Origin of the sequence: Humibacter ginsenosidimutans (assembly GCF_007859675.1) — a bacterium.
Taxonomy (GTDB): domain Bacteria; phylum Actinomycetota; class Actinomycetes; order Actinomycetales; family Microbacteriaceae; genus Humibacter; species Humibacter ginsenosidimutans.
This window is the reverse complement of record NZ_CP042305.1, coordinates 218503-242331: the sequence shown is the minus strand read 5'-3', so window position 1 is coordinate 242331 and position 23829 is coordinate 218503. Positions and strand designations below refer to the sequence as shown.

The following is a 23829-nucleotide window of genomic DNA, read 5'->3' as shown; positions in this document are numbered from 1 at the left end:
GTGTGTACGGAGTCGGTGCTCGAGGTGCTCGTCATCGAGTCCGCGAGAACGTCCCGTCACGATCAGTATCGGAGTCGCCGCGATCTATGTCAAGATTGACATGTCGTTATGAACGTGTCGCCCTAGGAGGCTCAATGAAGATCGCTTCTTTCCAGCACGACGGTGTCGATGACGTCGGCATCGTTCGGGCCGACGGCATCGTTCCACTCGGCGCGCTCGCCGAGAATGCGCCGACCTCGATGCGCGCCGCGCTGGAGTGGCTCCCCGGCAAGGAGTTCAACGCTGACGCTGCCGACGCCTCGGCCGTGATTCCGCTCGATGCCGTCCGCTACCTCCCGGTGGTGCCGAATCCACAGGGCATCTGGTGCGCCGCGCTGACGTACCTCAGCCACGTGCGGGAAGGTGCGGGGCGCCCGGTGCCCGACTATCCGCTGTTCTTCCTGCGGGTCGCGAACAGCCAGCTCGGGCACGGGGAGCCGATGCGGCTCCCCGACGTCTCGTCGCAGCTCGACTACGAGGGCGAGCTCGCCGTGGTGATCGGAACGCGCGGTCGCGACATCCCGATGGACGAGGCTCTCGGCCACGTGGCCGGCTACGCGTGCTACAACGACGGCTCGGTACGCGACTGGCAGCGCCACACGACCCAGATCACGATGGGCAAGAACTTCGACGCGACCGGCGGCTTCGGTCCATGGCTCGTCACCCCCGACGAGTTCGGCGACCCGACGTCGCACCGCATCACCACCCGCCTCAACGGCGAGGTCATGCAGGACACGACCGTCGACCAGCTCCTGTTCCCCATCGAGTACCTGATCCACTACGTCTCGACGGTCTCGACGCTCGAGGTCGGCGACGTCATCGTCACCGGCACCTCCGGCGGCGTGGGGCTCCGACGCACTCCGCCCGTCTTCATGATGGACGGCGATGTCGTCGAGGTCGAGATCGACGGGATCGGAACCCTGAGCAACCCCGTCGAAGCCGCTCCGGCGCCCGCCTCCGGCGGATTCCGGGCCTACCACCCCACGATCACCGAGGAGAACCTGTCATGACCGCTGAGCAACGACGCCTGGTCACCGGGCACGACGAGAACGGAACCGCGGTCTTCGTCGCCGATGGTCCGACGCCGAACGTCTGGGAGGCGCCGGACGGCGGACCCGTGTACGAGCTCTGGAAGGCGGCAGACCGAGCAGAGAACGCTGCGGACTTCGTCGACTCGATTCTCGGCGAGACGCAGTTCCCGCCGCCCGCAGGCGGCTCGGTGTTCCGAATCGTCGACTTTGCGCCGCGCGAGCCGGGCGAGCAGATCCACATGCACCGAACTCCGTCGCTCGACTACTGCTACATCATCGACGGAACCATCGTCGCCGTGCTCGACGACGAGGAGCGCGTGCTCTCCGCCGGAGACGTGCTGGTGCAGCGGGGAACCAATCACGGCTGGCGCAACGAGTCGGGCAAGCCCTGCAAAGTGCTCTTCGTGCTGATCGACACCGACCCGATCGCATGACGCCGACGCACGGCGACCTTCGACACTCCCCGACATGTCAACGTGTACATGTCTGCTCTACTGATAGCGTGACGCCATGTCCCTGAAATACGCGATCTTGGGCTATTTGAGTTCGGGCACCGGATCCGGCTACGACCTGGTCCAGCAGCTCGACGGCGGTCTCGGCTGGTTCTGGGCTGCCTCGCACAGCCAGATCTATCCCGAATTGCGGCGACTCGAGACGGCCGGCCTCATCTCCGGCACCGCGACGACGGTCGGGGAACGGCTCGAGAAGCGGGTCTACTCGCTCACCGACGCAGGCGCGGAGGATCTGCGTGGCTGGACCGCCGACAAGCCGCAATACCGGCCGAACCGCGATCCCGAACGCCTCCAGCTGCTGTTCTCGGACAACAACGGCATCGAGGCGATCCGCAGCCACCTCGAGGCCCACCGCGAGCACTTCACCCAGCGCCGCGAACGCGTCATCGAGATGCGCGAGCGCGTGCTCACCGGCGAGAACCCGCGCGTTCTGCAACGCATCCAGTCCAAGGAGGGCGCCGAGCAGGTGGTGACCCTGCTCCTCCGCGACCTCGCCTACAGCGGCGACGTGCAGCGGGCGGAGCTCGAGATCGCGTGGGCGACGGAGTCGCTCGAGCGCCTCGATGCGCTCAAGGCGTTCTCCGAGGCGCCGGCCGACCACTCCGACTCATGACCGCCTCGCACGCGCTCGACTGGGGCGTCAAGCAGAGCCTCATGAGGTACGTGCGCATGCTCGACGACGGCACGATCGAGGTGTCGGAGGATGCCGAGCTCAGTGCGGAAGGAACCTTCCGGTTCCCGTTCGTCGAGGTCGGCGCCGACGGCATCCTGCGCTACGGCGGACGGGTGCACTGGTTCGGTCACCACGGACTGATGGATGCCTCGCTGTCGTCGCCCTGGATCGCCCTGTCCCCTGCGCCCGCGCTGTCGTTCGACGTCGAGCTGCCCGACCTGCCGCTGGAGCGTTGGACGATCGCGACCATGAAGGCCACGGAGACGCAGCCGGGAGTCTGGGCGGGAACCGAGGTGCGCCTCACGTCGGACGGCGCACTCACGCTCGGCGCCCTCCAGTACCACGAGTATCAGCAGGTCGACGACCTCACGTTCGCTGCGCGGGCGAGCTGAGCTGACGCCCGCGCGCGGCCGCCATCGGCGGCGTGCTCGGGCGAACTCTCACGCGGCGTCGTCTTGCAGCCCCACCTTGGGCTTCGCCCAGGAGCGCCCCTTCGTGTCCTTGAGAATGTCGTACTCGACGTCGACGTGCGGCTCGATGGCGCTGTACTTGTCGTTCGGCGCGCCGATGACGAGCTGGAATCCGAGGCCGCGCCACGCGCCGATCGCGCGCTTGGTGAAGTGCGCGTCGGCCTTGATGAGCGCCTCGTCCATGAAGACCGGCGCGTAGCGCGGCCGCTCTGCGCCGGCGTCCCCGAGCTGGTACCGCAGCGCTGCGCCCACGATGAACGCGATCAGCTCCTGCGACTCGCCGCCCGACTTCTCGCCGATGTGGTCGTACAACGCCACGTGCGTACGCGTCGCCGCGTCGACCCGCTCGGCGCTGACGCGCACGTGGTTGCGCACGTCGATGAGGTCGCCGAAGTCGGGCGCCGAGCGGCGCATCCTCGCGATCAGCCTGGTCATGCGGCGGTACGCCTGCTCGCGGTCGTCGTCGGTGGACGCCGCCTCGATCAGCGCACGCACCTCGCGCAGGTCACGACGGAAGCGCTTGCGCGCCTCCGACTGGTTCTCCCGTGTGGTGATCTGCAGCCGGTGGTCGTCGTCGTAGAACGGCAGGTCCTGCATGATGCTGTTGATCGGCTCGATGCGCTCACGGATCTCGCGCAACGACCTGCTGAGCGTCGAGTCCAGGTTGGTGAGATCGTTGCCCGAGAGCCCCAGCAGGCTGTCCCGCCACTCGGACTCGAGCTCGTGCAGACCGCTCGTCTCCAGCGCCTCGAGAATGCGCTCGAAGTCGGTGAACGATACATCCGGGTCGGGCAGCAGGTTGGGGTTCGGCCAACGGTCGAGGAAGCCGGTCATGATGCGGCGCAACGACTCGCGGTGTTCGAGGTGGGCCTGCAGCGCGACGCGACGGTCCTCGTCGAGGCGATGGCCTGCATCCGCCAGCGCAGCGTCGAAGCGCGCGAGCACCGTGGATGCCCGCCCCGCCGCCGCCTTCTCCCCCAGCGTGAACCGAGCGTCGAGGTACGCCAGCTGGTCGTCGGCGAGCCCGCGTTCCTGCTCCTCGGCCTCGTCCACCACGCCCTGGCTCGCATCGACGTCGTCGGTGACCCCCGCCCACTGGTTCTCGACGCTCTCGCGTTCGGATTCCAGCCGGCCGATGTCGCGCTGGAAGCCGGCGGAACGCGCCTTGACCTCGGCGATCTGCGCCTGGATGCGCGCGATCTCGGGATTGCCGGCAACGACCTCGTCGTGCACGGCCGTCCACCTGTCCCGCTCAGCGGTGACGGTGTCGAGGTCGACCTGATCCCAGGTGAGGTCGACGACCTTCGTGTAGAGGGCACGTCGGGTCTCCAGCTCGTCGAGCCGGGTCTCCGCCGCAAAAGCCGCTTGCTCGGCATCCGCGAACCGGGCGCGGGCCGCTGCCAACCGGGTGTCGAGGTCGCGCAGCCTGTGCTCGTTGGAGAAGCCGAGCACGTTGTCGCGGCCGTGTCCGCCGTGCGCTCCAGCGCTCCCCTGCGACAGCTGACCCGTGATGGTGAGGGCGTCCCGGTGCCGGGCGAGCTCGGCCGGCGAGTCGACGCAGACGAAGCCGAAGCGCTTGTCGAGCCGCTCCTGCAGCCACCCGGCGAACGGGGACGGCAGGTAGTCGAGTCGGCCGGGGAGGGTGCGGGTATCGAGGGAGCCCGAGGCATCCAGACCCGTGTGCACGCCTTCGTAGCGCAGCCGCACCGGGGTGCGCACGCTGTCGATCGCAGCGCGGAAGTCGTCGATCCTGGCCACATCGATGAGCAGCGTCGTCGCGAATCCGCCGAGTGCGAGGTTGAACGCCTCGCGCCAGGGCTCGAACTCGGTGCGCACCTCGACGAGCTCGGCGACGAACGGCAGCTCCTCTGGCTGGATGCCCGCGGCACGCGCCAGAAGATCGCGCGCGTCGGCGAAGTGCGAGGGCACGTTGCCCCGTCCGCCCTCGACTCGTTCGCGTTCCTTCTCGAGGTTCGCGACCTCGGCCGCCGCAGCCTTCTGCGCCGACATGGCGGTCGCGAAGTCGGCTCGCGCGCCGCGCTTCGTGTCGCCGTCCGCCAGCGCCGCCCGCGCCCGCGCCACGAGGGCCTCGAACTGGTCGCGCGTCGACACCGTGGTGTCCGCGGCGGCGAGGTCGTCGTCGAGTCGCGCGCGGTTCTCCTGCACGGCGGTCAGCTTGGTCTCGATCTGCCGAAGTTCGCGCTGCGCGGTCTCCAGCCGGTCGCCGCCCGACTGGCGCAGCAGGTCGGCGAGGCCGTCGCGTTCCGACTCCGCGGCATCCGCCAGCGCCCGCTTCTCACGCAGAGCCACGTCGACCTCGTGCTTGCGTGCGCCGAGCTCGGTCTCCACCTCGCGCAACAGGTCGAGGCGCCTGTTCGCCCGCCACAGTGACGCCAGCGAGTCGGGATCGCCGAACCCGCCGATCTCGTCGACCACGCGGGCACGTTCGGCGGCGTCGGCGATCTTCGCGCGCAGCTCGCGAATGGGCTCCAGCGCGTTCACCTGCTGCCTGGCCGTGAGCATCCGTTGCCTTGTGCTCTCCAGTTCGTCGAAGTGCGCGACGACGGCGTCGGCGGTGAGCATCGTCTCGGGCTCCTCGAGCACCAGACGCTTGTACAGGTCGTCGACCGTCGTGATCTGCTGGCCGGCCTGGATGCGCGCGAGCAGGCTCATCGCCTTGGCCCCCGCCCCCGCCGCGCCGATTCCGAGCACGGCGTGGAGTCGAGCCGAGAACTCGCGGTCGGTGCCCACCGGGTCGAGTCCCACGGCCCGCAGCGACGTGTCGGTGAACCGCTGCGGTGCCGCGGCTTCGAGCGACGCCAGGTCGAAGGTGTCGTCGGCGGTCGCACGCACGCGCACGGTGTCTTCGAGCACTCGCGCGCCGGCCGGGATGTACCAGGCACGCACCGCAGTGAACCTCGACCCGTCGTGGTCGAGCCACGTCATCGCGACCGCCGTCCACGTGTCCTCGCCGTCACCGCGCAACACGCGCATCTTCGTGCCGTCCTCGGTGCGGGACTCGTCGAGCTTGCCGCGGGCGTAGGAGAGGATGTTGCGCTGGTCTTCGCCGCGCGGACGCCCGGTCACCCCGCCATTGGAGGCTCCGTTGAAGGGAGTCGTGTGCGGCATCATGAGCGCGATGTAGGCATCCATCAGCGTGGACTTGCCCGACCCGGATCCGCCGCACAACAGCGTCGCACCCGGCGAGAAGCGCACCCGGTGCGCGCCGTCGTAGCCGCCCCAGTTCACGAGCTGAAGGTCTTCGGCGAGCCACTGCTGGCCGCGGGACGCCGCCGGGATGAGCCCGAACAGGGTGTCGAGCATGGTCACAGGACTGCCTCTTCCAGTGTTGACTCCTCCGGTGTTGCCTCGTCGAGTGCTGTCTCATCCGCTGCGGACTCGTCGAGCGAGACCGCGGGCTGCGCACGCAGCCAGTCGCGAAGCTCGCGCAGCTTCTGGGCGCTGAGCACGATCTCCACGAGCGCGCTGATGCGGAAGCGCCCCGCCGTCTCCTCGTCGACGATGCCGTCTTTGGCCAAGCGAGCCATCGCCGAGCGGATCATGCGCTGCCTGCGCGCGGTGTCGCCGTCGGCGTCGGCGAAGTAGCTCAGCACGGTCTGCTCGACGTCCTCGATGTCGACACGGGCCGAGGTCTCGCCCGCGGCCGATTCCCGTTGATACACCGTGCGCAGGTGCACGAGCACGAGCGTCTCGGCACGCGAGTAAGGCGCGTCGCGCAGCAGAATCGGCACATCGACATCGTCGCTGCGCACCTGCTGCTTGTAGGCGACGCCGCGATCGTGGTCGATCACGAGACGCACGAAAAGATCGTTCAGTCGCGACTCGATGAGCTGCTGATTCTCGAGCAGCACCTTCCACTCGTCGCGTCCGCGCTCGGCGAGCAGAAAGCGACGCTGCACCACGTGCACGAGCACGCGCCGCACTTCGGGGTCGAGCACGCCGCGGTCGCCGGGGAACAGCTCGCCGAGGTCGTCTTCCATCGCGACGGGCGCGATGAAGGGGTCGCTCTGCCGGTCGGACGGTTCGGCGTTCAGCGTCTCCACCTCGACGTCTTCTTCGAGAGCCTCGTCTTCTTCGAGAGCCTCGTCGATCGCCGCAGCCTCAGTCATCGTCGTTCTCCTTCGTGCCGCGTACCGTGACCGCGCCGAACGCGAATCGGCGCGTCGTGCCGTCGGGGCGCAGTGTCTCCACCGTCGAGACCGTGTCGCTCTCGCTCATGCCGTTACGGTGCGCGATCTCGAGCAGTCCGAGCAGGTCCACGGGCCGGCGCGTGTCGTCGTCCGCGCCCTCGAACGCGGTGGCCAGGTCGAACTCGTCGCCGAGCTGGGAGACGTAGGCCTCCAACTCGGCGTAGCGAGGGCCGCCCCAGGCGCGGGTGTCGGCATCGAGCAGCTCCGCGTCGGCGTCGGGCACGGTCAACGGCGCAGGGGCGCCGGGCGGGCGGATGTCGCTCACCGACTGCCGCAGGTGGCCCACGGTGGCGGCCGGGAGGCTGCGCACAGGGTCGACAGGGGCATCCGGCGAGGAGCTCTGCGTCCAGCTCTGCAGACCGGCCATCACGTCGCGCAGCAGTTCGTCGACCTGTCTGTCGCGCACAGGGTCGTGGGTGCGCACCTGGCCGGTGATGACGTGGGATGCCCTGCGCTGCGCCGTCAGCACCTCCTGCACCCCCAGCTCCACGCGACGCCCGATGGCGTCGAGCTCGCCGCGCTGCTGTGCGTCCATCAGCCGGGCGAACGGTTGTGCGAGCACGGTGTGCAGCTGGTCGGTGAGGTCGTCGATGCGCTCCGGATCACCGATCAGCCGCAGGGCACCGGCGAACGCGCGGCCTTCCGCGGTGGCCTGCATCACGTGCTGGCCGCGTTCGAGATACTCGCGCAGCACCTCACCCGTGGGGCGCACGTCGCGCCGCAGGTCCGCGACGACGTCGCGCTGCATGGCCTTGATCGACTCGGCGACGCGGGCGAAGTCCGCCGGAAGCTCTCGTGCGAGGTGCAGGATGTTCTCCGCCTCCTCGAGCAGCACCTCGTCGTCGACCGGTGCGGATTCGCCACTCGTCGACAGTCTCGCGATCTCACGGTCCAGCGCCGCGCGCTCCTCGACCAGCCGCTGCAATCTCAGCTCGGGATCGGTCTCCGCGTCGGCCGCGAGCCGTTCTACCGCTTCCAGCAACGTGCGCACCCGCGAGTTCGACACCCGCGTGCGTCCGCCGCCGGTGCGGCCGGTGATCTCCAGCGCGCCCACCGCATGCGCGGTGAGCCGGTACACCTCGACGTCGCCGTCGATCTGCGGCACGAGCCAGCCGACCCGCACCCAGTAGCGGCAGATCTCGCGCGCGCTGCCCGACGGCAGCGAACGGTCGTCCTCGTCGTAGCCGGCCGCGCGCAGCTCGTCGATGATCTCTGCGATCTCGGCATGGGCATCCGACACCGCAACCGTCGGCCGATCGACCGTGAACACGATGGACAACACGGCGACGACGAACGGCGCGTACCGTCCGTGCAGCAGGTCGAGCGTGGGAGTGCGGAACGCGGCGAGGGAGCGCAGGTAGGCAGCCTCGGCCCGCGTGTTCGACATCGGATCAAGCGTACTGGGCGGCGGGGGTCGGGCTGGGCAGGGGCGAGCGGGTCCGGACGGGCGTGAGCGCACCCGCAGTGCCTGCGTGGCCGACCTCGGCGGTGCACCGCGACGACGCCCCCAGAAGTTGGGATGGCCCGCCCACGATTCGCACGCCACGATCGGGATACCTGCGCCACCGAGAGGACCTCCATGACCGATAACCCGAGCCCCGCCGCTGTCAACACCGCCTCCACTCCAGCGAGCCGCGTCATCAGCATTGTTCTGCTGGTCGTCGGTGTTTTCTTCGTCTTCACCGCATTCGATCTCTTGCGGGGCAATCCGGATCTGCACAGTCCCGGTCCATTCCTGCTGCCCTCCACGGGAGCACTCATGCCGATCTGGCGCATCGCATTCGGTGTCTCCCTCGTTCTAGGAGCGGCAGCGCTGACATCGGGATGGATCTTGATCAGGCGGCTTCGCGCCTCAACGTGGGGGCTCGTCGCCGTGAGCCTTCTCGGGCTCCTCGGAGTCCTCGCCCCTTCCGCCATGATCGCCATCGTCTTCGCGTTCATCCTCGGAATCGTCGTGCCGATCATCGTCGCCGTTGTCGCTGAAGTCATCAGCAGGAGCAGCACACGCAGCGGACAGCTCGCGGCGGAAGCCGCGTCCCCTGTCATCGGGGCTCAGCCAGCCACCCAGCAGGTCGAGCAGACGAACGGTCTCGCGATCGCCGCGCTCATCGTCGTCTTCTTCAGCAGCGTCGTCGGGCTGATCCTTGGCCACGTTGCGCTCAGTCAGATCAAGCGAACCGGCCAACCCGGCCACGGACTGGCTCTCGCGGCCGTGATCATCGGCTGGGCCGTCGTCGGACTGGTGATCGTGATCGCGCTCGTCTCCGTCGTGTTGCTCCTCTCGGCGGCTCGCCTGACGTAGTCGTGCGGGATTCGAGCGCCCGCGTCTGTTCTCAGTCCGAGTCCGATTTCAGCCCGTGAACCGGTCGTGAAGCTGGACGTCGGCGCTCGCCAGACCGCGGTCCCTACCTCACGTAGTCGTCGACCTGCAGCTGGCGGATGCCCGAGTCGTGCAACAGGAACTGCGCACGCAGCGGGACGCCCAGGTCGTGCGCCGCTTCCGCCATCGCGCCGGCCCAGTGGCGCGTCTCCTCATCCACCGCATCGCGCCCCGTGCGTTCCCAGACGAGAACGATCGCCGCGTTGCCGGTGAGCTCGCGGAGCATCCCGGCTCGATGCATCAGCAGCCGGCCGTGCGTGAGCTCCCCGAGATCATCCGTGGTCACCAGCTCTTCGGGGTCGTCCGGGTAGCCGTCCATCGGCATCAACGGGTCGCCGATGCGGTTCTCATCGTCGAGGAAGATGAGCCACATCTGCCGCATGTTCGCGCGCTTCAGAAGAAATCGCAGGACGTCCCGCAGGTCGTCGTCGCGCTCGCACGTACGCTCGCGCAGGTCAGTCGCTTTTCGTGAGGTCATCGCCCCAGGCTGGCCGCTGACCGGACGCCCGGGCGACACGAGAGCGCGCTCTGTGGAAAGCTCCCGAAACTCATCGGCTGTGGAGGACGAGTAGCTCGCGTCGCGCTCAGCCCCGACGGGGCCACGCGAGGCTGCCGTCGCCCATCCGTGTGATGGTGCGCTCGATCCATGCGAGGTCGTGGCGAAGCCTGTCGTGGTAGTAGTGCACCTCGATCATGTGCAGCTCCAGTGCCGGCGAGTCATCGAGCACACGGCGGATCCGAGCGAGTTCGTCGCGCAGGCGATCACGACGATCCTGGAGCGCTGCCACAGCATCCTTCGGGGCCAGGATGCCCACATAGGCGAGCGCCGTCATGAATTCGGCGTCCGCGGAGAGTGCGCCGCCTCTCAGTCCGACCGTGACCCGCTCCGCGAGCGCCTCACGCCCTGCGACGGTCGTGGAGAGCACCGGGGAGTCCTGCTGCGGGGACTCGATGATCCAGCCTGCGCGAGTGAGCGTGTTCAGCAGCGTGTAGACGGTCGCGTTGCGCACCTTCAGGAAGTCGTAGCGCGCGCGAAGTTCCGAGAACACGGCGTAGGGATGGCGTGGCTGCTCGACGAGCAGACCGAGTATCGGCAGCACGAGCGGGTTCGCGAGGGCGTTCGACGGCACGGCTTCAGCGTACCCGACCAATTGACCGTATACGGCTAGTGCGTCTAAGCTCCTAGCCGTATACGGCTAATAAGGAGTTATGATGATTTTCGGAATCTGGCCCGGCGTCGTGAGCGCCGACCTCGTCGAGTTCCAACCGTTGGACTGCCCGCCTGAAGACCCGCGGCGAGCGGTTCAGGCGATCGAGCAGTTGCAGATGGAAGGGCACGGCTTTCTCATCCGTTGCTATCGGCACTTCGGCCGGCAGAGCGACGGCCGCGTCGACGACCCCGCGACCCCGCACGACCCACGCGCCTATCTGGGCCAGGGCCGACGCGCAGACCTCGTCGCCTGCTACCAGAGCTCGAGCCCCGATCCCGACGGCTTCGCGCAGTTCGTTCGCCGAGCGGTCCGCGACGTCGCCGAGTGGGGCGGCGGCAACGTTCAGGTGGGCGAGGAACCCAACGTGCCTGCACCACTCGATGGCGGCTCCCCAGGATGCCTCGAAGCGATCGCTGCGGGAGTGGATGCCGCCCTCGACGAGCGCGCGCGGCTGGCGGCCCCGGTGCGCATCGGCGTGAATTCCGCGGGGCTGGCCGATCCGACGTTCTGGCGCCGACTGGCCGACGCGTTGGGAGAACGGCGGCTCCGCGAACTGGATTACGTCGGTCTCGACATGTTCCCCGATGTCTTCCGCCCCATTCCCGAGGAGCAGCTCGAGAGTGCGGTGCGCTTTCTGGTCTCGACGTTCCGCCGGGTGACGTCGGAGGTGGGCGTGCCGGCGCAGACGCCCATTCACATCACGGAGACGGGATGGCCCACCGACGACGAACGCGACGAAGAGACGCAGGCGCGCGTGCTCGTCACCGTGGCAGAGGCCGTGCTCGATGCCGACGCCAACATCGGAGCCTACGAGTTCTTCGGCCTGCGCGACGGGCTCAGCTCGAGCACCTGGCGCAGCAGATTCGGGATGCTCCGCGACGACTACACGCCCAAGCCCGGGTTCTACGTGGTGCGCGACCTCATCGTATCCCGTGTCACAACGTCGCCTCCCTGCGACGACGCGGCTTAGACGGATTCGCCGGCCAGCAGCCGCCAGGCGTTGGTGGTCATGATCTGCTCGGTGACCTCGGCGGGGACCCCGGCCTCGATGAGGGCCGGCATGGCGTCGGTGATCGTGCGCGAGTAGCCGGGGCCGCCGCCGACGCGGCGTCCGCTCGGGGTGCACACGTCGTGGGAGATCAGCAGCTGCGAGCCGAAGCCTCGCCGCACCAGCTCGGCGGCGTTCGCGATGCGAGCGGCGTCGAGCTCCGGGCTCGGGAAGCTCTGCGTGTCGTACATCACGAAGGCGCCGCGCTCGGCGAGCCGTACGTGATAGTCGACGTTCGGGTAGAGGTCGCAGTGGCCGACGCCCACGCGGCGAAGGTCGACGCCCTCGTCTTCGAGCACGTCGAGCTGCCACGCACCCACCTCGCTCATCACGGCGTGCAGCACGATGCCAAGCCCGGTCTCGCGCTGCGCCCTGGCGCAGGCACGCAGCACGCGCTCCTCCACCGCAGAGAGGTAGCCGTGGTCGGCACCGATCTCGCCGATCACGCCGGGACGCACACCGTCCTCACCCTCGGCGATGTCGGCCAGCAGCCGCTCGGTGAGCTCGTCGAGCGATACCTGGTTGAAGTCCTCTGGATAGAACGACTCGCGATACCAGCCGGCACCCATGACGATGTTCACGCCCGAGCGCTCCGACGCCTCGCGGATCAGCGCGGGGCGGCGCCCGAGGTCACCGGACGTGACGTCGACGATCGTGCCGCCGCCGGCATCCTTCAGCACCCTGAGGTCGTCGACCGCGCCGCCGAGGTCGTCGAGCGGGCCCTCCCCCATGCCGAGCTCCTTGCACAGCACATGCTCGTGCGGCATCGTGCGCCCGAGTTCGGTCACCGGCACGGGGCCGAGAACGGTCATCACCGTCGAGATCGCCATGCGTGGATTCTACAGACGTAGACGAACGGTGTCGTCACGGGATGCAGAGACTCCCGCAGCACTCCCTCATCGACCGCCGGCCTTCGCCGGGTTGAGCGTCGCGGCCAAGAACTCGAGCGCGTCCATCACGCGGCGCAGGTCCGCCTCTCCGACGAGTTCCGCGACGATGCCGTCGACGCTTGCGGCGCGAACCTCGGCGACACGGCTCGACACACGGCGTGCGGGATGCAGCAGCGTTCTGCGACCGTCGCCGGGATCCCGGCTCGCCTCGACCGAGCCTGCGGTGACCAACTGTGCGACGGCCGCAGAGACCTGACTCTGCGGGAATCCGGTTCGCACGGTGACCTCAGCGGCGGTCGTGCCCGGGTACATCGCGATCTCGGTGGCGACGACCAGTGCGACGCGGTCTCCCCCGCCGCCACGCTGGGCATCGGTGAGCTGGGGCATCCCCTGCTCACCCAGCTTCATCAGGACCCTTCCCAGAAGGAACAGCTCGACCGAGTTCACGACACGAACCATAGCATCGAATTCGATGTATCTATTTCGATGTAACTGCTCTACGCTCATGCCTCATGACAACGCCAAGCATCAGTCCGTCCCCGTTGCACCCGAGCCAGGTCGGCACCAGCTCCCAGCCGAGCGGCCGACTGGAGGTCCCCGGCGCCGTCCTCTACTACCAGAAGCGTGGATCGGGTCCCCTCCTGCTGATCGCCGAGAGCGGAGAAGGAGACGCCGACCGCAGTGTCGATCTCGTCGACGCTCTTGCCGGGGACTTCACCGTACTCACCTACGACCGGCGAGGGCTCTCCCGCAGCCGCACGACGTCAGCCGATGCGTCAGCGACGATGTCCGACCACGCCGACGATGTGCACCACCTTCTCAAAGTGGTTGCAGACGGGCCGGTGAGCATGCTCGGCTTGAGCATCGGTGCCGTGATCGGGTTGCATCTTGCGGTGCGACACCCGGAGCAGGTCGAGCTGCTCATCGCCCATGAACCCGTCGCGCCGAGCCTGCTGCCTGAGACGGATCGTGCTCGCCAACGGCACGAACTCTCCAGCATTCAGTCGACCTACGTCGACCAGGGCCTGTTCGCCGCCGTCCCTCTGATCCGGGACGCACTGGGCATCGTGCAGACTCCTGACGACGCCGAGCCCGGGCTCACCCCGCAGCCTCTCGACGCGCAGCGAAAACGGAACTTCGACCACTTCATCCGGCACGATTTCACGGCGATCATCGAAGACGAACTCGATCTGGAGCGCCTGCGTCAGACATCGGTACCGGTGGTGCCCGCCGCCGGCGAGCAGACGCCTCCCGCCGTCTACGACCACCGATGCGCGATCGCGTTGGCTGATCTTCTCGGCACACCGGTCGAGCAGATGCCCGGAGGACACAACGGCAACCTCAGCCACCCGCGCGCATTCGCCGAGAGGGTACGGGCGCTCGTCACGCAGGCAAAGTCGGAATCCCTCCCTTGACGGATGTCAGCCCTTCCCCTCTACCGGCCCGTTCGGACCGATGGGCCCCGCGCGAGCCGCTGAGCCGTGAAATGCAGAACCCCCGAGGCCCTCGAGTTCCTCGTCGTTCCGGGGTTTTTCTGTGTCGACATCGTCTACTTCTGTTCCGCCTTCTGCGCTGACGCTTCCAAGATGAGGGCCTCGATCGTGTTGTAACCTGACTCACCTTGGCGCCCGAACTCCACTCACGCCAACACCGTTCCCTCAAACATCTGTGGACAGGACTTCCGGCCCGACCACAGAACGGAACAATCCACGGAAACGCGTCGACGTCAAGCAACTTGCGTTCTCGCGAACGACCCGCAGGCACTGTTTGATGGCATTTGCGATTGAAACGACAAGCGCCGGTAGTGTGACCAGTCTTCTCCGACCGACCTCTCCTCCGTGACGAGGACCCGCTTAGGAATCGCGGAACGCCTCCGGACGGTCGTTCGGCTCGACGCCGGCGTTGTGACAGTCCGCGCAGAGCCCGAACACCTCGAGCACGTGCCTGTTGACCGTGAAGCCGTGGTCCTTCGCGACGGTGCGGATCCACTTCTCCGATGGCGGGTCGATCTCCACCGCCCTGCCGCAGTTCTCGCACACCAGATGGTGGTGATGCTCGCGCTGCTCGCACGCCCGGAACAGCTGGCCGCCCGATACCGGGATGGCGTCGGCGAGACCCGAGTCGACCAGCGCGTTCAGCTGCCGGTAGACGGTCGCCAGCCCGACGGATGCGCCGTTGTCGCTCAGGCGCTGATGCAGCTGCTGAGCGGAGATGAAGCCGCTCTCCTCGCCCAACGCACGGCGGACGGCATCCTTCTGCGCCGTCCGGCGCTCCTCGCGAATCTCTGATGCTGGCACGGTCTCGCCCTCCGATCGAACTGAGAACCTCACTCAATAGTAGACACATTGCAATTCTCTTATACATGTGGTGGGATCTGAGCGTGAGTGCGGAACCGGGCCTGGCGGAGGCGGCCGACCTGTTCAAGGTGCTGGGCAACGAATCCCGACTCCGGCTCCTCCGTCTGCTCAGCGAGTCTCCGGCCACGGTTGGTCGCCTGACGGAGGCGACCGGGATGTCGCAGCCGCTGGTGTCGCAGCATCTGCGCACCCTGCGCCAGGCCGGTCTGGTGACGGCCGAGCGTCGCGGCAAGGAGGTGACCTATCAGGTCGCCGACCTGCACGTGACCCACGTCATCGCGGACGCCGTCGTGCACGTGCAGGAGCCGCGCGGCCTCGGCTCGGCGCACCGGCACGAGCTGAGCGAAGAGTCCGCCTGAGTCACTGGCGTGCGCGGTTCGGATCAGTCGCTGAGGCGGCGGTAGCGCTGCAGACGGCGCAGGCCGGCGGGATCGGGACGGGTCGCCGGCGTCGCGAGCACGTCGTGGAGTCGGGCTCCAGCGACGGCCTCGTCCAGCCGCAGTCCGATGGCGACGAGCTCACCGGCCGGCCTCGGCGGCGCCGCCATGCGTGCCACGTGGATGAGCCCGCCGACGAGGTTCACGGCGTAGCCGCGCACGCCTCCGGGCGTGAGAACGCCGACCCGGCCCTTGAGGCGGTACGCCCCCGCCGGCGGATGCTCGAGCAGGTCGATCAAGGCGCTCGGCGAGACGGGGCCGGAGGCGACGACGCTCGCCGAGTGGGCATGCTCATGGTGGGCACCCGCATGATCGTCGCGAACCAGTCGCGCGAGCGGGAGCTCGTCGGCCGGCTCCTCCTCCCTCGCGGCGTCGAACACCAGCTGCGGATCAACGGATCCGTGCGGCGCCACCACGATCTCGGCGTCCGGGTTGGCCCGCCGCACCCGATCTCGGATGCGCTCCACGACCGAGTCGCGCGTCGCGGGCTCGAGCAGGTCGGTCTTCGTGATCACGACGAGCGTCGACGCTCGGTACCGGTTCGACGCGTCGGCGCCCGCGTCGGCGGCGTCGAGGTTGACGGCATCGACGACCTCGACCACGCCGCTCGGGCGCACCCGGTCGACGCCGCTGAAGCGGATGAGCCGGGCCAGCGCGACCGGATCGGCCACGCCGCTCGCCTCGACGAGCACGGCATCCAGCCGGAGACGCGGATGGGCGAGCTTCGCCAGGGCGTCGTCGAGGCCGCCGGAGTCGGGGAGGCAGCACAGGCATCCGCCGGAGATCGCCGCCATCTCGTCGACTTGGCCGGTCACGAGCGCGGCGTCCACGTTGATGGCGCCGAAGTCGTTCATGACCACCCCGAGGCGTGCGCCGACCCTGCGCAGCAGGTGGTTCGTCACGGTGGTCTTGCCCGCGCCGAGCGGCCCGGTGACGGCGATCACGGGGAGGCGGTCTAGTTCGTTGGACGCCACGTGCACCTGCCCCGTCGATCACACGGCGACCCGCGCGGTGACCGCGCGGTCGAAGTCTTCTCGTTGCCGAGGACCCCGTGCATGTGGTCGGCGAACCGGTTTGCGCAGCACACCGGCGTCCACGACCAGCACGCGTCGCCGTGACCGTCCCAACATCAGCGCGGCGGACAGGCCTGCGGGTTTGCCGCTGATCACGATGGCATCGCAGTTCACGTTCGTGTCTCCGTTCATCTCAGACCGTCGCCCTCTCTCCGACTTCGACGGCCGCATCCGTCTCAGCCGCCGCCGGGCCGCCCCTGGTTCGCATGCGCCACGCCGTCAGGCGGCCGAGCAGGTAGAGCAGGGCGCTGACCGCGGTGACGAAGAATCCGACTGGCCAGTCAGTCGCGTACGCCAGCGCGATGGATGCCCACACCGTCGCAACCGCCAGCACAATGGACAGCGCGATAGCCGTGGCCGGACGTCGGGTGATAAGCCTCGCTGCGGCGGGCGGGCCCACGAGCAGGGCGAACATCAGCAGGGCTCCGACGATCGGAACGCTCATCGTGGTCGCGCACGCCAGGATCAGCCCGAAGCACACGGACAGCCACTGCGTGCTCACCCCCTGCGACGCGGCCATGTCGGGCAGCACCGAGGCGAGCAGCAGCGGTCGGTACAGCACCACGATGGCGAGCACGCAGAGCGCTCCGAGCACGAGCATGGGCACGATCTCGATGCTCGCGACGCCGAGGATCTGCCCGAACAGCAGAGCGAACACCTCGGCCGAGTACTCGCTGGACCGGCTCAAGAAGAACGCGCCGAGGCCGAGCATCATCGACAGCGCGAGCGCCGTGATCACGTCGCTGCGCGCACGCCGGCCCAGCGCCGAGATCGTCAGGGCGCCGGCGGCGGCGAACACGCCGAGCCCGATCAGCGGGTCGACGCCGATCAGCACCGCGCCGGCGGCGCCGGCGAACGCGCCGTGCGGAACGGCGTGCGCCAGAAAGGAGTTGCCGCGCAGCACGACGAAGAACCCCACGGCACCGGCGATCAGGGCGACGATCGTGCCGGCCGCCCAGGCATTGATCATGAAGGGCGCGAACACGTCACACCGCCGTCTCTGCGGTGGGGACGCCGTCGCGCAGCGCGGCGGCCGACATCGACCGACGACGCAGCGCGCTTCCCGCCCTGACGGCGAGATAGGTCACGAAGACCAACGCGACGATGCAGAAGCTCACCGGCCAGTTGTCGTGACGGGACGACCAGTAGTAGCTCTCGTACGAGACCAGGCATCCGATCCACGTCGTGCCCACGGCCAGCCCCGCGGCGATCAGCACGGCGACGCCGAAGCGCCTGGTCAGCAGCAGGGCGGTCGCCGCCGGGCCGATCAGCAGGGCGGTGGACAGGATCGCGCCGATCGTCAGCGCGGACAGCTCCACGGCGAGCGCGAGCGCGACGAGGAACAGGATGCCCGCGAGCCGCACCGGCACGCCGCGCGCGATCGCGAGGTCACGGTCGAGCGACTCGATGAGCAGCCAGCGGTAGATCGCCACCACGATGACGAGGGCGAGCACGCTGAGCACGACCACGGTCGGGATCACGCCGGGGTCGATCACGAAGAGGGATCCGAACAGCACGGAGACCGCCGCGTTGCTGGAGTCGCCGATGGTGGTGTCCCAGTACAGGAACAGTGCGGTCAGGCCGAGTCCGAAGCCGAAGACGATCCCGGTGGCGACATCGCGGCCCTGAATGCGGCGGATGCCGATCAGCTCCATCAGGAGCGCCGCCAGGATGCCCGCCCCGACGAAGCCCCACAGCTGGCTGATCCCGACGAGGAAGGCGCCGGAGCCGCCCACCGCGCCCAGGTCGGCCAGCGCGTGGCCGGCGAACGACTGTCCGCGCATGACCGTGAACACGCCGACGACTCCGGTGACGACGGCCACGAAGCCGCCGACGATCAGCGCGGTGTGCACGGTCGGGCTGGTGAGGAAGTCGCCGAGCGCGGCGTGCACGCTCTGCACGCCGGTCATGTCCCGACCCGATCGGCGGGCTCGTCGAAGGGCTGTCGGTGATGCGCCGCCTCCGGCAGCTGCGGTGCCTCGTCGTCCGCCAGCACCATGACTCGGCCCTCGGCGCGCAGCACCCGCACGGGTCTGCCGTACAGCCTGGTCAGGGTCTCGGTGCGCACGACCTGGTCGGGCGGACCCGTGACGGCGTGGCCGGCGGCGAGGTAGACGATGCGATCCATCACGGGCAGCAGCACGTTCATGTCGTGCGCGGTCATCACGATCGCGACGTTCCGGCGGCGACGCAGCTCATCCAGCAGCAGCACGATGTCGTGCGCACTGCCGGGATCGAGGTTCGCCAGCGGCTCGTCCAGCAGCAGCAGGGCCGGCTCGCTGATCAGGGCGTGCGCCAGGAGCACCCGCTGCTGTTGGCCCCCCGAGAGCTCACCGATCCGTTGGTCGGCGAACTGCGACGCGCCTACCGCCTGCAGCGTCTCCTCGACCCTGCGACGCAGCGTCGCGGAGCGCAGCGGTGGTCCGAGCCGGCCGCCATCAGCACCGAGCGCCACCACGTCGCGTGCGCGCAGCGGCGCATCCGGGTCGAGAGCCACCTTCTGCGGCAGGTAGCCGATGCCGCTTACGGCGCCGCCCCTCCGCGGTCGCGAGACTGTTCCGGCCGACGGCTTCAGCACACCGAGCAGCACACGCAGCAGCGTCGTCTTGCCGGCGCCGTTCGCCCCGATCAGGCCGACGAACTCCCCCGGCGCCACCGCGAGGTCGACCCCGTCGAGGATCTCCTTGCCGGAGAGCACGACGCGGATGCCCCGGGCGGACACCACGCCGCCCGGGACATCGGCCCCGCGGTCGGCCCGGCTCACAGCTTCTCGGTCGAGGTGCCCGACGTGATCGCGCTCTGCAGGGCATCCAGCTCGGCCTGCATCCACTTCTGATACGTGTAGCCGGTCGGCATCGTCTCGTAGACCCCGACGACGGGGATGTCGTTGTCGTGCGAGAGCTTCAGGAAGTGCGACGTGATGGAGTCGGTGACCTGCTGGTTGTACAGGAACACCTTGATCTTCTTGCCGGTGAACAGGGCATCCTGCGCCGCGGAGTCCTGGGGCGACGGGTCGGTGTCGTTCATGATGGCCGCCTGAAGCGACCACGGCGTCTTCACGTCGATCCCCGCGGCCTCCAGCATGTAGTCCGCCACGGGCTCGGTGACCGCGACGGGGGTGTCGGCGTAGGACTGCTTGAACGTGGACAGCGCGTCGGTCCAGGTCTTCATCGAGTCGTTGAACGCAGCCAGCCGGCTCTGGAAGTAGGCCTTGTGCGACGGTTGGATCGCACCGAGGTCGGCGGCGATCTTCTCGGCAACGGCGGGCATCGTCTTGGGGTCGTACCAGAGGTGCGGGTTCTTCGTGTCGTCGGGCAGGCCCAGCACGTCCTGCGCCACGACCACCTTGCGGTCCTTGTTCGGCGACGCCTTCTCCAGCTTCGCCATGAAGTCGTCGTAGCCGACGCCGTTCTGCACCACCAGCTGCGCCGTGCTGAGCTCCTTCGCGACGCTTGCGCTGGCCTCGAACGTGTGCGGGTCGGTGTTCGGGTTGCTCATGATGGCGCTGGCGTCGACGTACTTGCCGCCGATCTGCGCCGCGACGTCGGAGTACTCGTTCTCCGCGCCGACGACCACGATCTTGCCGCTGCCCGCATTGGCGGAGTCCGTGCAACCGCTCAACGCGACGGCCACCGCGACCGCGACCAGGCCGAGTGCCACCGCTCTTCTCTTGATGCTCACTGACGTGTTCCTTTTCCAGGGAGTCGCGCTCCCGCTCGTCTCTTATTGAGAATGATTCTCGCAAATGGACGATACTCCGGCTCTCGTTTCTGGTCTAATCCTATTGATAACGATTCTTGTTATACATAGTGAGCCGAAGGGTTGGTGGCGCCGTGGTCGGCAGTGAAGCGCCGGGACCGTCAGGGGCGCTCGGACCGGCACGCGTCGGTCGCGTACATCGCTATCGATCCGTCGTTCTCGATGCGCTCGGGCGCTGCACCGGCCCGACATCCGCCCAGGACCTCTACACCCTGATCCGGTCCGACGGAGCGCGCGTTGGCCTGGCGACCGTCTACCGCGAGCTGCACGCCCTCGCACTGGAGCGGCGCATCTACGAGATCCGCATCGGCACCGAGGCCGCCTACCAGCTCACCGCGACGGACGTGCTGGTCTGCGACCACTGCGGGCGCACCGAGGAGATCGCGCGACGTTCCCGTGTCGCGCCCGAGCTGGCGGAGTTCTTCACGGGCGGCTCACCGATCGCCGTGCACGGACGATGCCGAAACTGCACACAATGCTGAACTCATTCTCCGCACGGGTGCCGCGCCGGGGCACTGGTGCGAGACTGCCAGCACGAGGGCCGTTCTCTCGACCGTCGCGGTGATACATGGATCGTTGGGAATGTTCGGCACCAGGCTGAGAGCGAACGCGTCGAGCTGGCGTGCGCCGAAACGTCGTGGGCTGCGAGAGCGTGCTCTCCTGTGCGTTGTCGTGCTCGCAACTGGGTTCGTGGGTTTCGGTGCATCGCCGCTGGACGACTGCTCGGCCGCATGTGCAACATCGACTCCGACGCCGAGCGACGGCGGAATCGGCACTGCTTCCCCGACTCCGACCCCCACCGAGGCCACGCCGACTCCGGGATCGCCGACCGACACGAGCACACCGAAACCGCCCGTGACGAGCACGCCGTCGCCGACGGACACCGACGATCCGACCGCCGTACCGACTGCCGGCGATGACGACTCCGCTGACGACGCCGACTCCGATGCAGACGACGAGGTGTCCGACGCTCTCGAGAACGCCGTCGACAAGGCGCAGGCCGCAGTGGATGCCGCCCAGACGGTGAAAGACGGCGCCACCGACGACTACGACGCGGCCCGCACCGCCTACCGAAGCGCCAAGGCACTGGATGCCTCCACGACGAAGATCTCGGCGTCGGCGACGAAGGCCGCCAAGGCCGCGGCCGCCGCGTTCCTGGTGGCACTGCAGCAGGGCCATTCCGACTCGACGACCACGACGCTCGGCGCTCTACTGGACGACGGTCCGAGCGGAGGCAACCTTCTCCAGCGCCTGACCGCCGCGAACCAACTCGGCAGCATGCACGGACCGCTTGCCACGTTGGCGGCGCGCGCGGCGTCCACCGCTAAGCACGCGGATGCCGCCCGAGCCGCCGCGACACAAGCCCATGCCGCCCTCGAGGCAATCCCGTTGGCCGAGAAGAGTGCCGCGAAGAAGGCTGCAGCGAGCGCCGTCGATGCCGCCCAGTCGGCACTGGATGCCGCGACGGACGCGATGCTGGCGGAATCGGACGGTGACACCGACACCGACTTCATCGATGACTTCGGGCTTGATTCGGGCGTGCAGACCGACCCGGGCCCGGACGACAGCGGCGGTGGCTTCACCCCGAACGCTACGCAGGTCGCTGGGGCGATCGCCTTCGCGGAGGCGCAGCTCGGAAAGCCTTACGCCACCGATGGCGCGGGACCCGACTCGTGGGATTGCTCCGGGCTGACGAAGGCGGCGTATCTGGCAGCGGGCATCGACATCGGCGCACACTTCGTGCCCGCCCAACTGTCGGTCATGAGAAGCGAAGGACGCCTCCTGCCCTTCAACGATCGTGAGCGCGGCGACCTGATTTTCTGGCAGGGAGACGACGGGAGCTTCCCGCATGTCGCCATCTACCTCGGCCACAACATGATCCTCGCCGCACCCCAACTGGGCGAGAGCGTGACGATCGAGCCGATGTGGACATCAGCGACCGAGCATCTCTACGACCTGGTCGGCCGCCCATCCGGCACGCCATGACACGACGGCGGCTTGAAATCATGCGCTGGACAATGTGCACCGCAGCTTCGACCAGACCCTTCAGTTCCTGTACGTGGATTTGATCCTGATCCACTGGCCCATGCCGACTCGGTGCGGCGGCGACTACATCTCTAGCTGGCTGGCGATAGCCGAGTTCGTCCAGGACGGTCGGCTGTGCAGCGCCGGGGTGTACAACTCCCTGCCCCGCACACCTCGACCGCCTCACAGGCGAGACCGGCATCGTCCCGGTCATCGACCCGCCGTGCATCGCTTCGGGATCCGGCAACTTACACGCTACGCACGTAGATCTCGCGAGCTGTTCCTCTTTCGTTGTTACAGATGAGTGACATGAATGGTCGGGATGTCACCGTCTATTGAGGCGCGACACCAGGTGCTCACCGCCTCCGCGACCTGTGCCGGCGAGAGCTCGCTGGTGTCGATGGTCGTCACGCGCCAGGAGTCGGCGGCACGCTCGAGACGGTCCCAGCGCATCTGATCCCACCCGTTGGTGGTGATCACCTCGGGCATGTGCAGCGGGTCGGTTGCGGCCTTGCGCATCCACTCGGCGAAGGCATGGTGGTGATGCAGGACGCTGGGATCGTCGCCTCGCGCCGTCAGCCGAGCGGTCTGCGCTTCGGGTGACGCGTCGAGGAGGCAGACGGCGATGCCGTCCAGCTGTGGCGCCGACGGTGCGGCGACGATTTCCGCGGCAGGGACGGGGTCGCTGGACAAGAGCAGATGCCGCCCGGCCGTCTGAAGCTCGACGGCACGCCGCACTGCCTGCTCCGCGGCCTGCTGGCGCCACATTTTTGTCGGAGCGGCTCTCAGCGGCAACACGTGCGCGAGCTCCACGCTTTCCACCACCGGAGCCAGCGTGCCGGACACCAAGGTACGCACCGTCGACTTGCCCACACCGCTAGCGCCCGTCACCAACAACAACACGAGCCCATCATCCCCCGAACCCGTGGGTCCACAGAGCCCCTCGCGAACCGACGGACAATCTCGGAACGGGATCCCGCTGCGGGCTCTATCGCCTCGGCATCAACTGCCGAGTACGCCTCGGACGATCGCGCGTGGAAGCTTCGCTACGACAACGCCGACGCGCTTCGGGTTCGACGAGGTTCGGCAGCTCATGTCGAGGCTTTGCTGATCGACCGTTTCGACGTCCATCAGACAATCGAAAACCAGGTTGGGTTCGGATCCGTCCAGACCTTGAACAGCGTCCGCTCAGACCTCAAGGACCGACCCATCCATCAGGGTCACAGTCCTGCGCGTAGGAGTGCCGGCCACGTGTTGCACACGGCGACTTTAGCTGTGCGCACGCTTGAGACACGAAGATCGCCGCCAGCCCGCGAGCCGATCCGCTTTCGAGGCTGACCGGTACTCCTTGTCAGAACTCAAGCTTCTGAGAACGTGAGCGCCAATAGGTGCGTCGCGCCGGAAGCACGCTGGCCTCCATGTTCGCATCGAAGACGTCCCGCTCGATCGTCCAGTCGCCGGTGGCATCGGATACTGGCACAAGGCAAGATCCTCTGACGACGACCTCGTGAACCTCCGTGACGTCCGCATCGCGGGGCCCGATGTACGTGATCTTGAGCCGATTCGCCACCGGCTTTTCGTCGCGCGCCACGGCCGCAGCCAGCTCGACCCACGCCGTTCGCGCGGCGCCGCCACGACCGGGCCGGGGCGTCCGCGAACTCGAGTTCGACAGGCATCGGCACCTGCTCCGGCCATCCATCGCGTGTGAGGTTA

General features: G+C 68.2%; 25 protein-coding genes. 10 read left to right on the top strand and 15 right to left on the bottom strand.

All coding sequences use genetic code 11. From position 1 onward, the window contains the following. The first annotated feature begins 134 nt into the window (after positions 1-134). The 4 genes from FPZ11_RS01180 to FPZ11_RS01165 all read left to right on the top strand — a co-directional run bounded on the left by FPZ11_RS01180 (position 135) and on the right by FPZ11_RS01165 (position 2647). Positions 135-1049, top strand: a complete 915-nt coding sequence (locus FPZ11_RS01180) for a fumarylacetoacetate hydrolase family protein (protein ID WP_146317675.1) — start codon at positions 135-137, stop codon at positions 1047-1049. Next, the gene (locus FPZ11_RS01175; RefSeq protein WP_146317673.1) at positions 1046-1504 is read left to right on the top strand and encodes a cupin domain-containing protein; all 459 of its coding nucleotides are present in this window, start codon (positions 1046-1048) and stop codon (positions 1502-1504) included. The genes FPZ11_RS01180 and FPZ11_RS01175 overlap by 4 nt, the downstream gene beginning before the upstream one ends. A gap of 76 nt (positions 1505-1580) precedes the next feature. Continuing rightward, complete coding sequence (locus tag FPZ11_RS01170; protein WP_146317671.1) at positions 1581-2195, top strand: PadR family transcriptional regulator; 615 nt, start codon at positions 1581-1583, stop codon at positions 2193-2195. After that, positions 2192-2647 carry an HtaA domain-containing protein gene (locus tag FPZ11_RS01165; RefSeq protein WP_146317669.1) on the top strand — a complete coding sequence of 152 codons (456 nt, stop codon included), beginning with the start codon at positions 2192-2194 and terminating at the stop codon, positions 2645-2647. The genes FPZ11_RS01170 and FPZ11_RS01165 overlap by 4 nt, the downstream gene beginning before the upstream one ends. Positions 2648-2695: 48 nt before the next feature. On the opposite strand, the gene FPZ11_RS01160 is transcribed toward FPZ11_RS01165, so the two are convergent. The 3 genes from FPZ11_RS01160 to FPZ11_RS01150 all read right to left on the bottom strand — a co-directional run bounded on the left by FPZ11_RS01160 (position 2696) and on the right by FPZ11_RS01150 (position 8323). Further along, complete coding sequence (locus tag FPZ11_RS01160) at positions 2696-6055, bottom strand: ATP-binding protein (protein WP_146317667.1); 3360 nt, start codon at positions 6053-6055, stop codon at positions 2696-2698. Then, entirely contained in the window at positions 6052-6726 is a 675-nt protein-coding gene (locus FPZ11_RS01155; protein WP_437438631.1) for a DUF4194 domain-containing protein, read from the bottom strand. The genes FPZ11_RS01160 and FPZ11_RS01155 overlap by 4 nt, the downstream gene beginning before the upstream one ends. Before the next feature lie 121 nt (positions 6727-6847). Beyond that, a complete protein-coding gene (locus FPZ11_RS01150) occupies positions 6848-8323 on the bottom strand; it encodes a DUF3375 domain-containing protein (RefSeq protein ID WP_146317663.1) in 1476 nt (491 codons plus the stop codon). 192 nt (positions 8324-8515) lie between these two features. On the opposite strand from FPZ11_RS01150, the gene FPZ11_RS01145 reads away from it, so the two are divergent. Continuing rightward, on the top strand, positions 8516-9238 hold the full coding sequence (locus FPZ11_RS01145; protein WP_168203701.1) for a DUF4190 domain-containing protein: 723 nt from the start codon (positions 8516-8518) through the stop codon (positions 9236-9238). Between the two features lie 103 nt (positions 9239-9341). Here FPZ11_RS01145 and FPZ11_RS01140 read toward each other — a convergent pair whose 3' ends face one another. Next, positions 9342-9794, bottom strand: coding sequence for a hypothetical protein (locus tag FPZ11_RS01140; RefSeq protein ID WP_146317659.1), 453 nt, complete (start codon positions 9792-9794; stop codon positions 9342-9344). 106 nt (positions 9795-9900) lie between these two features. Beyond that, on the bottom strand, positions 9901-10446 hold the full coding sequence (locus tag FPZ11_RS01135; RefSeq protein ID WP_168203700.1) for a PadR family transcriptional regulator: 546 nt from the start codon (positions 10444-10446) through the stop codon (positions 9901-9903). A gap of 79 nt (positions 10447-10525) precedes the next feature. On the opposite strand from FPZ11_RS01135, the gene FPZ11_RS01130 reads away from it, so the two are divergent. Then, entirely contained in the window at positions 10526-11497 is a 972-nt protein-coding gene (locus FPZ11_RS01130; protein WP_146317655.1) for a hypothetical protein, read from the top strand. Here FPZ11_RS01130 and FPZ11_RS01125 read toward each other — a convergent pair. Both FPZ11_RS01125 and FPZ11_RS01120 read right to left on the bottom strand, forming a co-directional pair. Next, the gene (locus tag FPZ11_RS01125; RefSeq protein WP_146317653.1) at positions 11494-12405 is read right to left on the bottom strand and encodes a phosphotriesterase family protein; all 912 of its coding nucleotides are present in this window, start codon (positions 12403-12405) and stop codon (positions 11494-11496) included. The two genes, FPZ11_RS01130 and FPZ11_RS01125, sit on opposite strands and share 4 nt — an antisense overlap. A 66-nt stretch (positions 12406-12471) precedes the next feature. Beyond that, complete coding sequence (locus FPZ11_RS01120) at positions 12472-12912, bottom strand: MarR family transcriptional regulator (RefSeq protein WP_146317651.1); 441 nt, start codon at positions 12910-12912, stop codon at positions 12472-12474. 65 nt (positions 12913-12977) lie between these two features. On the opposite strand from FPZ11_RS01120, the gene FPZ11_RS01115 reads away from it, so the two are divergent. Continuing rightward, on the top strand, positions 12978-13880 hold the full coding sequence (locus FPZ11_RS01115; protein WP_146317649.1) for an alpha/beta fold hydrolase: 903 nt from the start codon (positions 12978-12980) through the stop codon (positions 13878-13880). Positions 13881-14318: 438 nt separating this feature from the next. Here FPZ11_RS01115 and FPZ11_RS01110 read toward each other — a convergent pair whose 3' ends face one another. Continuing rightward, entirely contained in the window at positions 14319-14762 is a 444-nt protein-coding gene (locus tag FPZ11_RS01110) for a Fur family transcriptional regulator (protein WP_246846447.1), read from the bottom strand. A gap of 83 nt (positions 14763-14845) precedes the next feature. Between FPZ11_RS01110 and FPZ11_RS01105 the strand changes: the two genes are divergently transcribed. Beyond that, positions 14846-15181, top strand: a complete 336-nt coding sequence (locus FPZ11_RS01105) for an ArsR/SmtB family transcription factor (protein ID WP_246846446.1) — start codon at positions 14846-14848, stop codon at positions 15179-15181. A 23-nt stretch (positions 15182-15204) separates the two neighbouring features. On the opposite strand, the gene FPZ11_RS01100 is transcribed toward FPZ11_RS01105, so the two are convergent. From FPZ11_RS01100 to FPZ11_RS01075, 5 genes are all read right to left on the bottom strand, one after another. Further along, the gene (locus FPZ11_RS01100) at positions 15205-16233 is read right to left on the bottom strand and encodes a CobW family GTP-binding protein (RefSeq protein ID WP_246846444.1); all 1029 of its coding nucleotides are present in this window, start codon (positions 16231-16233) and stop codon (positions 15205-15207) included. A gap of 232 nt (positions 16234-16465) precedes the next feature. After that, complete coding sequence (locus FPZ11_RS01090) at positions 16466-17317, bottom strand: metal ABC transporter permease (protein WP_146317645.1); 852 nt, start codon at positions 17315-17317, stop codon at positions 16466-16468. Between the two features lies 1 nt (position 17318). Beyond that, positions 17319-18242, bottom strand: a complete 924-nt coding sequence (locus FPZ11_RS01085) for a metal ABC transporter permease (RefSeq protein ID WP_146317643.1) — start codon at positions 18240-18242, stop codon at positions 17319-17321. Then, positions 18239-19096 carry a metal ABC transporter ATP-binding protein gene (locus FPZ11_RS01080; protein WP_246846442.1) on the bottom strand — a complete coding sequence of 286 codons (858 nt, stop codon included), beginning with the start codon at positions 19094-19096 and terminating at the stop codon, positions 18239-18241. The genes FPZ11_RS01085 and FPZ11_RS01080 overlap by 4 nt, the downstream gene beginning before the upstream one ends. Next, positions 19093-20013 (bottom strand): metal ABC transporter solute-binding protein, Zn/Mn family, encoded by a 921-nt coding sequence (locus FPZ11_RS01075; RefSeq protein WP_146317641.1) that lies wholly within the window; start codon positions 20011-20013, stop codon positions 19093-19095. The genes FPZ11_RS01080 and FPZ11_RS01075 overlap by 4 nt, the downstream gene beginning before the upstream one ends. 152 nt (positions 20014-20165) lie before the next feature. Here FPZ11_RS01075 and FPZ11_RS01070 point away from each other — a divergent pair, with 152 nt between their 5' ends. Both FPZ11_RS01070 and FPZ11_RS01065 read left to right on the top strand, forming a co-directional pair. Continuing rightward, a complete protein-coding gene (locus FPZ11_RS01070) occupies positions 20166-20573 on the top strand; it encodes a Fur family transcriptional regulator (protein ID WP_168203699.1) in 408 nt (135 codons plus the stop codon). Positions 20574-20946: 373 nt separating this feature from the next. Further along, positions 20947-22077 (top strand): C40 family peptidase, encoded by a 1131-nt coding sequence (locus FPZ11_RS01065; RefSeq protein WP_146317637.1) that lies wholly within the window; start codon positions 20947-20949, stop codon positions 22075-22077. Between the two features lie 333 nt (positions 22078-22410). Here the strand turns inward: FPZ11_RS01065 and FPZ11_RS01060 are convergent, their stop codons facing one another. Continuing rightward, positions 22411-23019, bottom strand: a complete 609-nt coding sequence (locus tag FPZ11_RS01060) for a hypothetical protein (RefSeq protein ID WP_146317635.1) — start codon at positions 23017-23019, stop codon at positions 22411-22413. A gap of 448 nt (positions 23020-23467) precedes the next feature. Continuing rightward, positions 23468-23707, bottom strand: coding sequence for a hypothetical protein (locus tag FPZ11_RS01055; protein ID WP_146317633.1), 240 nt, complete (start codon positions 23705-23707; stop codon positions 23468-23470). Between the last annotated feature and the right edge of the window lie 122 nt (positions 23708-23829).

What these genes read in the sequence shown, in the direction of transcription:
- FPZ11_RS01180 (WP_146317675.1), top strand. Translation starts at nt 135, where the DNA reads ATGAAGATCGCTTCTTTCCAGCACGACGGTGTCGATGACGTCGGCATC.
- FPZ11_RS01175 (WP_146317673.1), top strand. Translation starts at nt 1,046, where the DNA reads ATGACCGCTGAGCAACGACGCCTGGTCACCGGGCACGACGAGAACGGA.
- FPZ11_RS01170 (WP_146317671.1), top strand. Translation starts at nt 1,581, where the DNA reads ATGTCCCTGAAATACGCGATCTTGGGCTATTTGAGTTCGGGCACCGGA.
- FPZ11_RS01165 (WP_146317669.1), top strand. Translation starts at nt 2,192, where the DNA reads ATGACCGCCTCGCACGCGCTCGACTGGGGCGTCAAGCAGAGCCTCATG.
- FPZ11_RS01155 (WP_437438631.1), bottom strand. Translation starts at nt 6,726, where the DNA reads ATGGAAGACGACCTCGGCGAGCTGTTCCCCGGCGACCGCGGCGTGCTC.
- FPZ11_RS01150 (WP_146317663.1), bottom strand. Translation starts at nt 8,323, where the DNA reads ATGTCGAACACGCGGGCCGAGGCTGCCTACCTGCGCTCCCTCGCCGCG.
- FPZ11_RS01145 (WP_168203701.1), top strand. Translation starts at nt 8,516, where the DNA reads ATGACCGATAACCCGAGCCCCGCCGCTGTCAACACCGCCTCCACTCCA.
- FPZ11_RS01140 (WP_146317659.1), bottom strand. Translation starts at nt 9,794, where the DNA reads ATGACCTCACGAAAAGCGACTGACCTGCGCGAGCGTACGTGCGAGCGC.
- FPZ11_RS01130 (WP_146317655.1), top strand. Translation starts at nt 10,526, where the DNA reads ATGATGATTTTCGGAATCTGGCCCGGCGTCGTGAGCGCCGACCTCGTC.
- FPZ11_RS01125 (WP_146317653.1), bottom strand. Translation starts at nt 12,405, where the DNA reads ATGGCGATCTCGACGGTGATGACCGTTCTCGGCCCCGTGCCGGTGACC.
- FPZ11_RS01115 (WP_146317649.1), top strand. Translation starts at nt 12,978, where the DNA reads ATGACAACGCCAAGCATCAGTCCGTCCCCGTTGCACCCGAGCCAGGTC.
- FPZ11_RS01085 (WP_146317643.1), bottom strand. Translation starts at nt 18,242, where the DNA reads ATGACCGGCGTGCAGAGCGTGCACGCCGCGCTCGGCGACTTCCTCACC.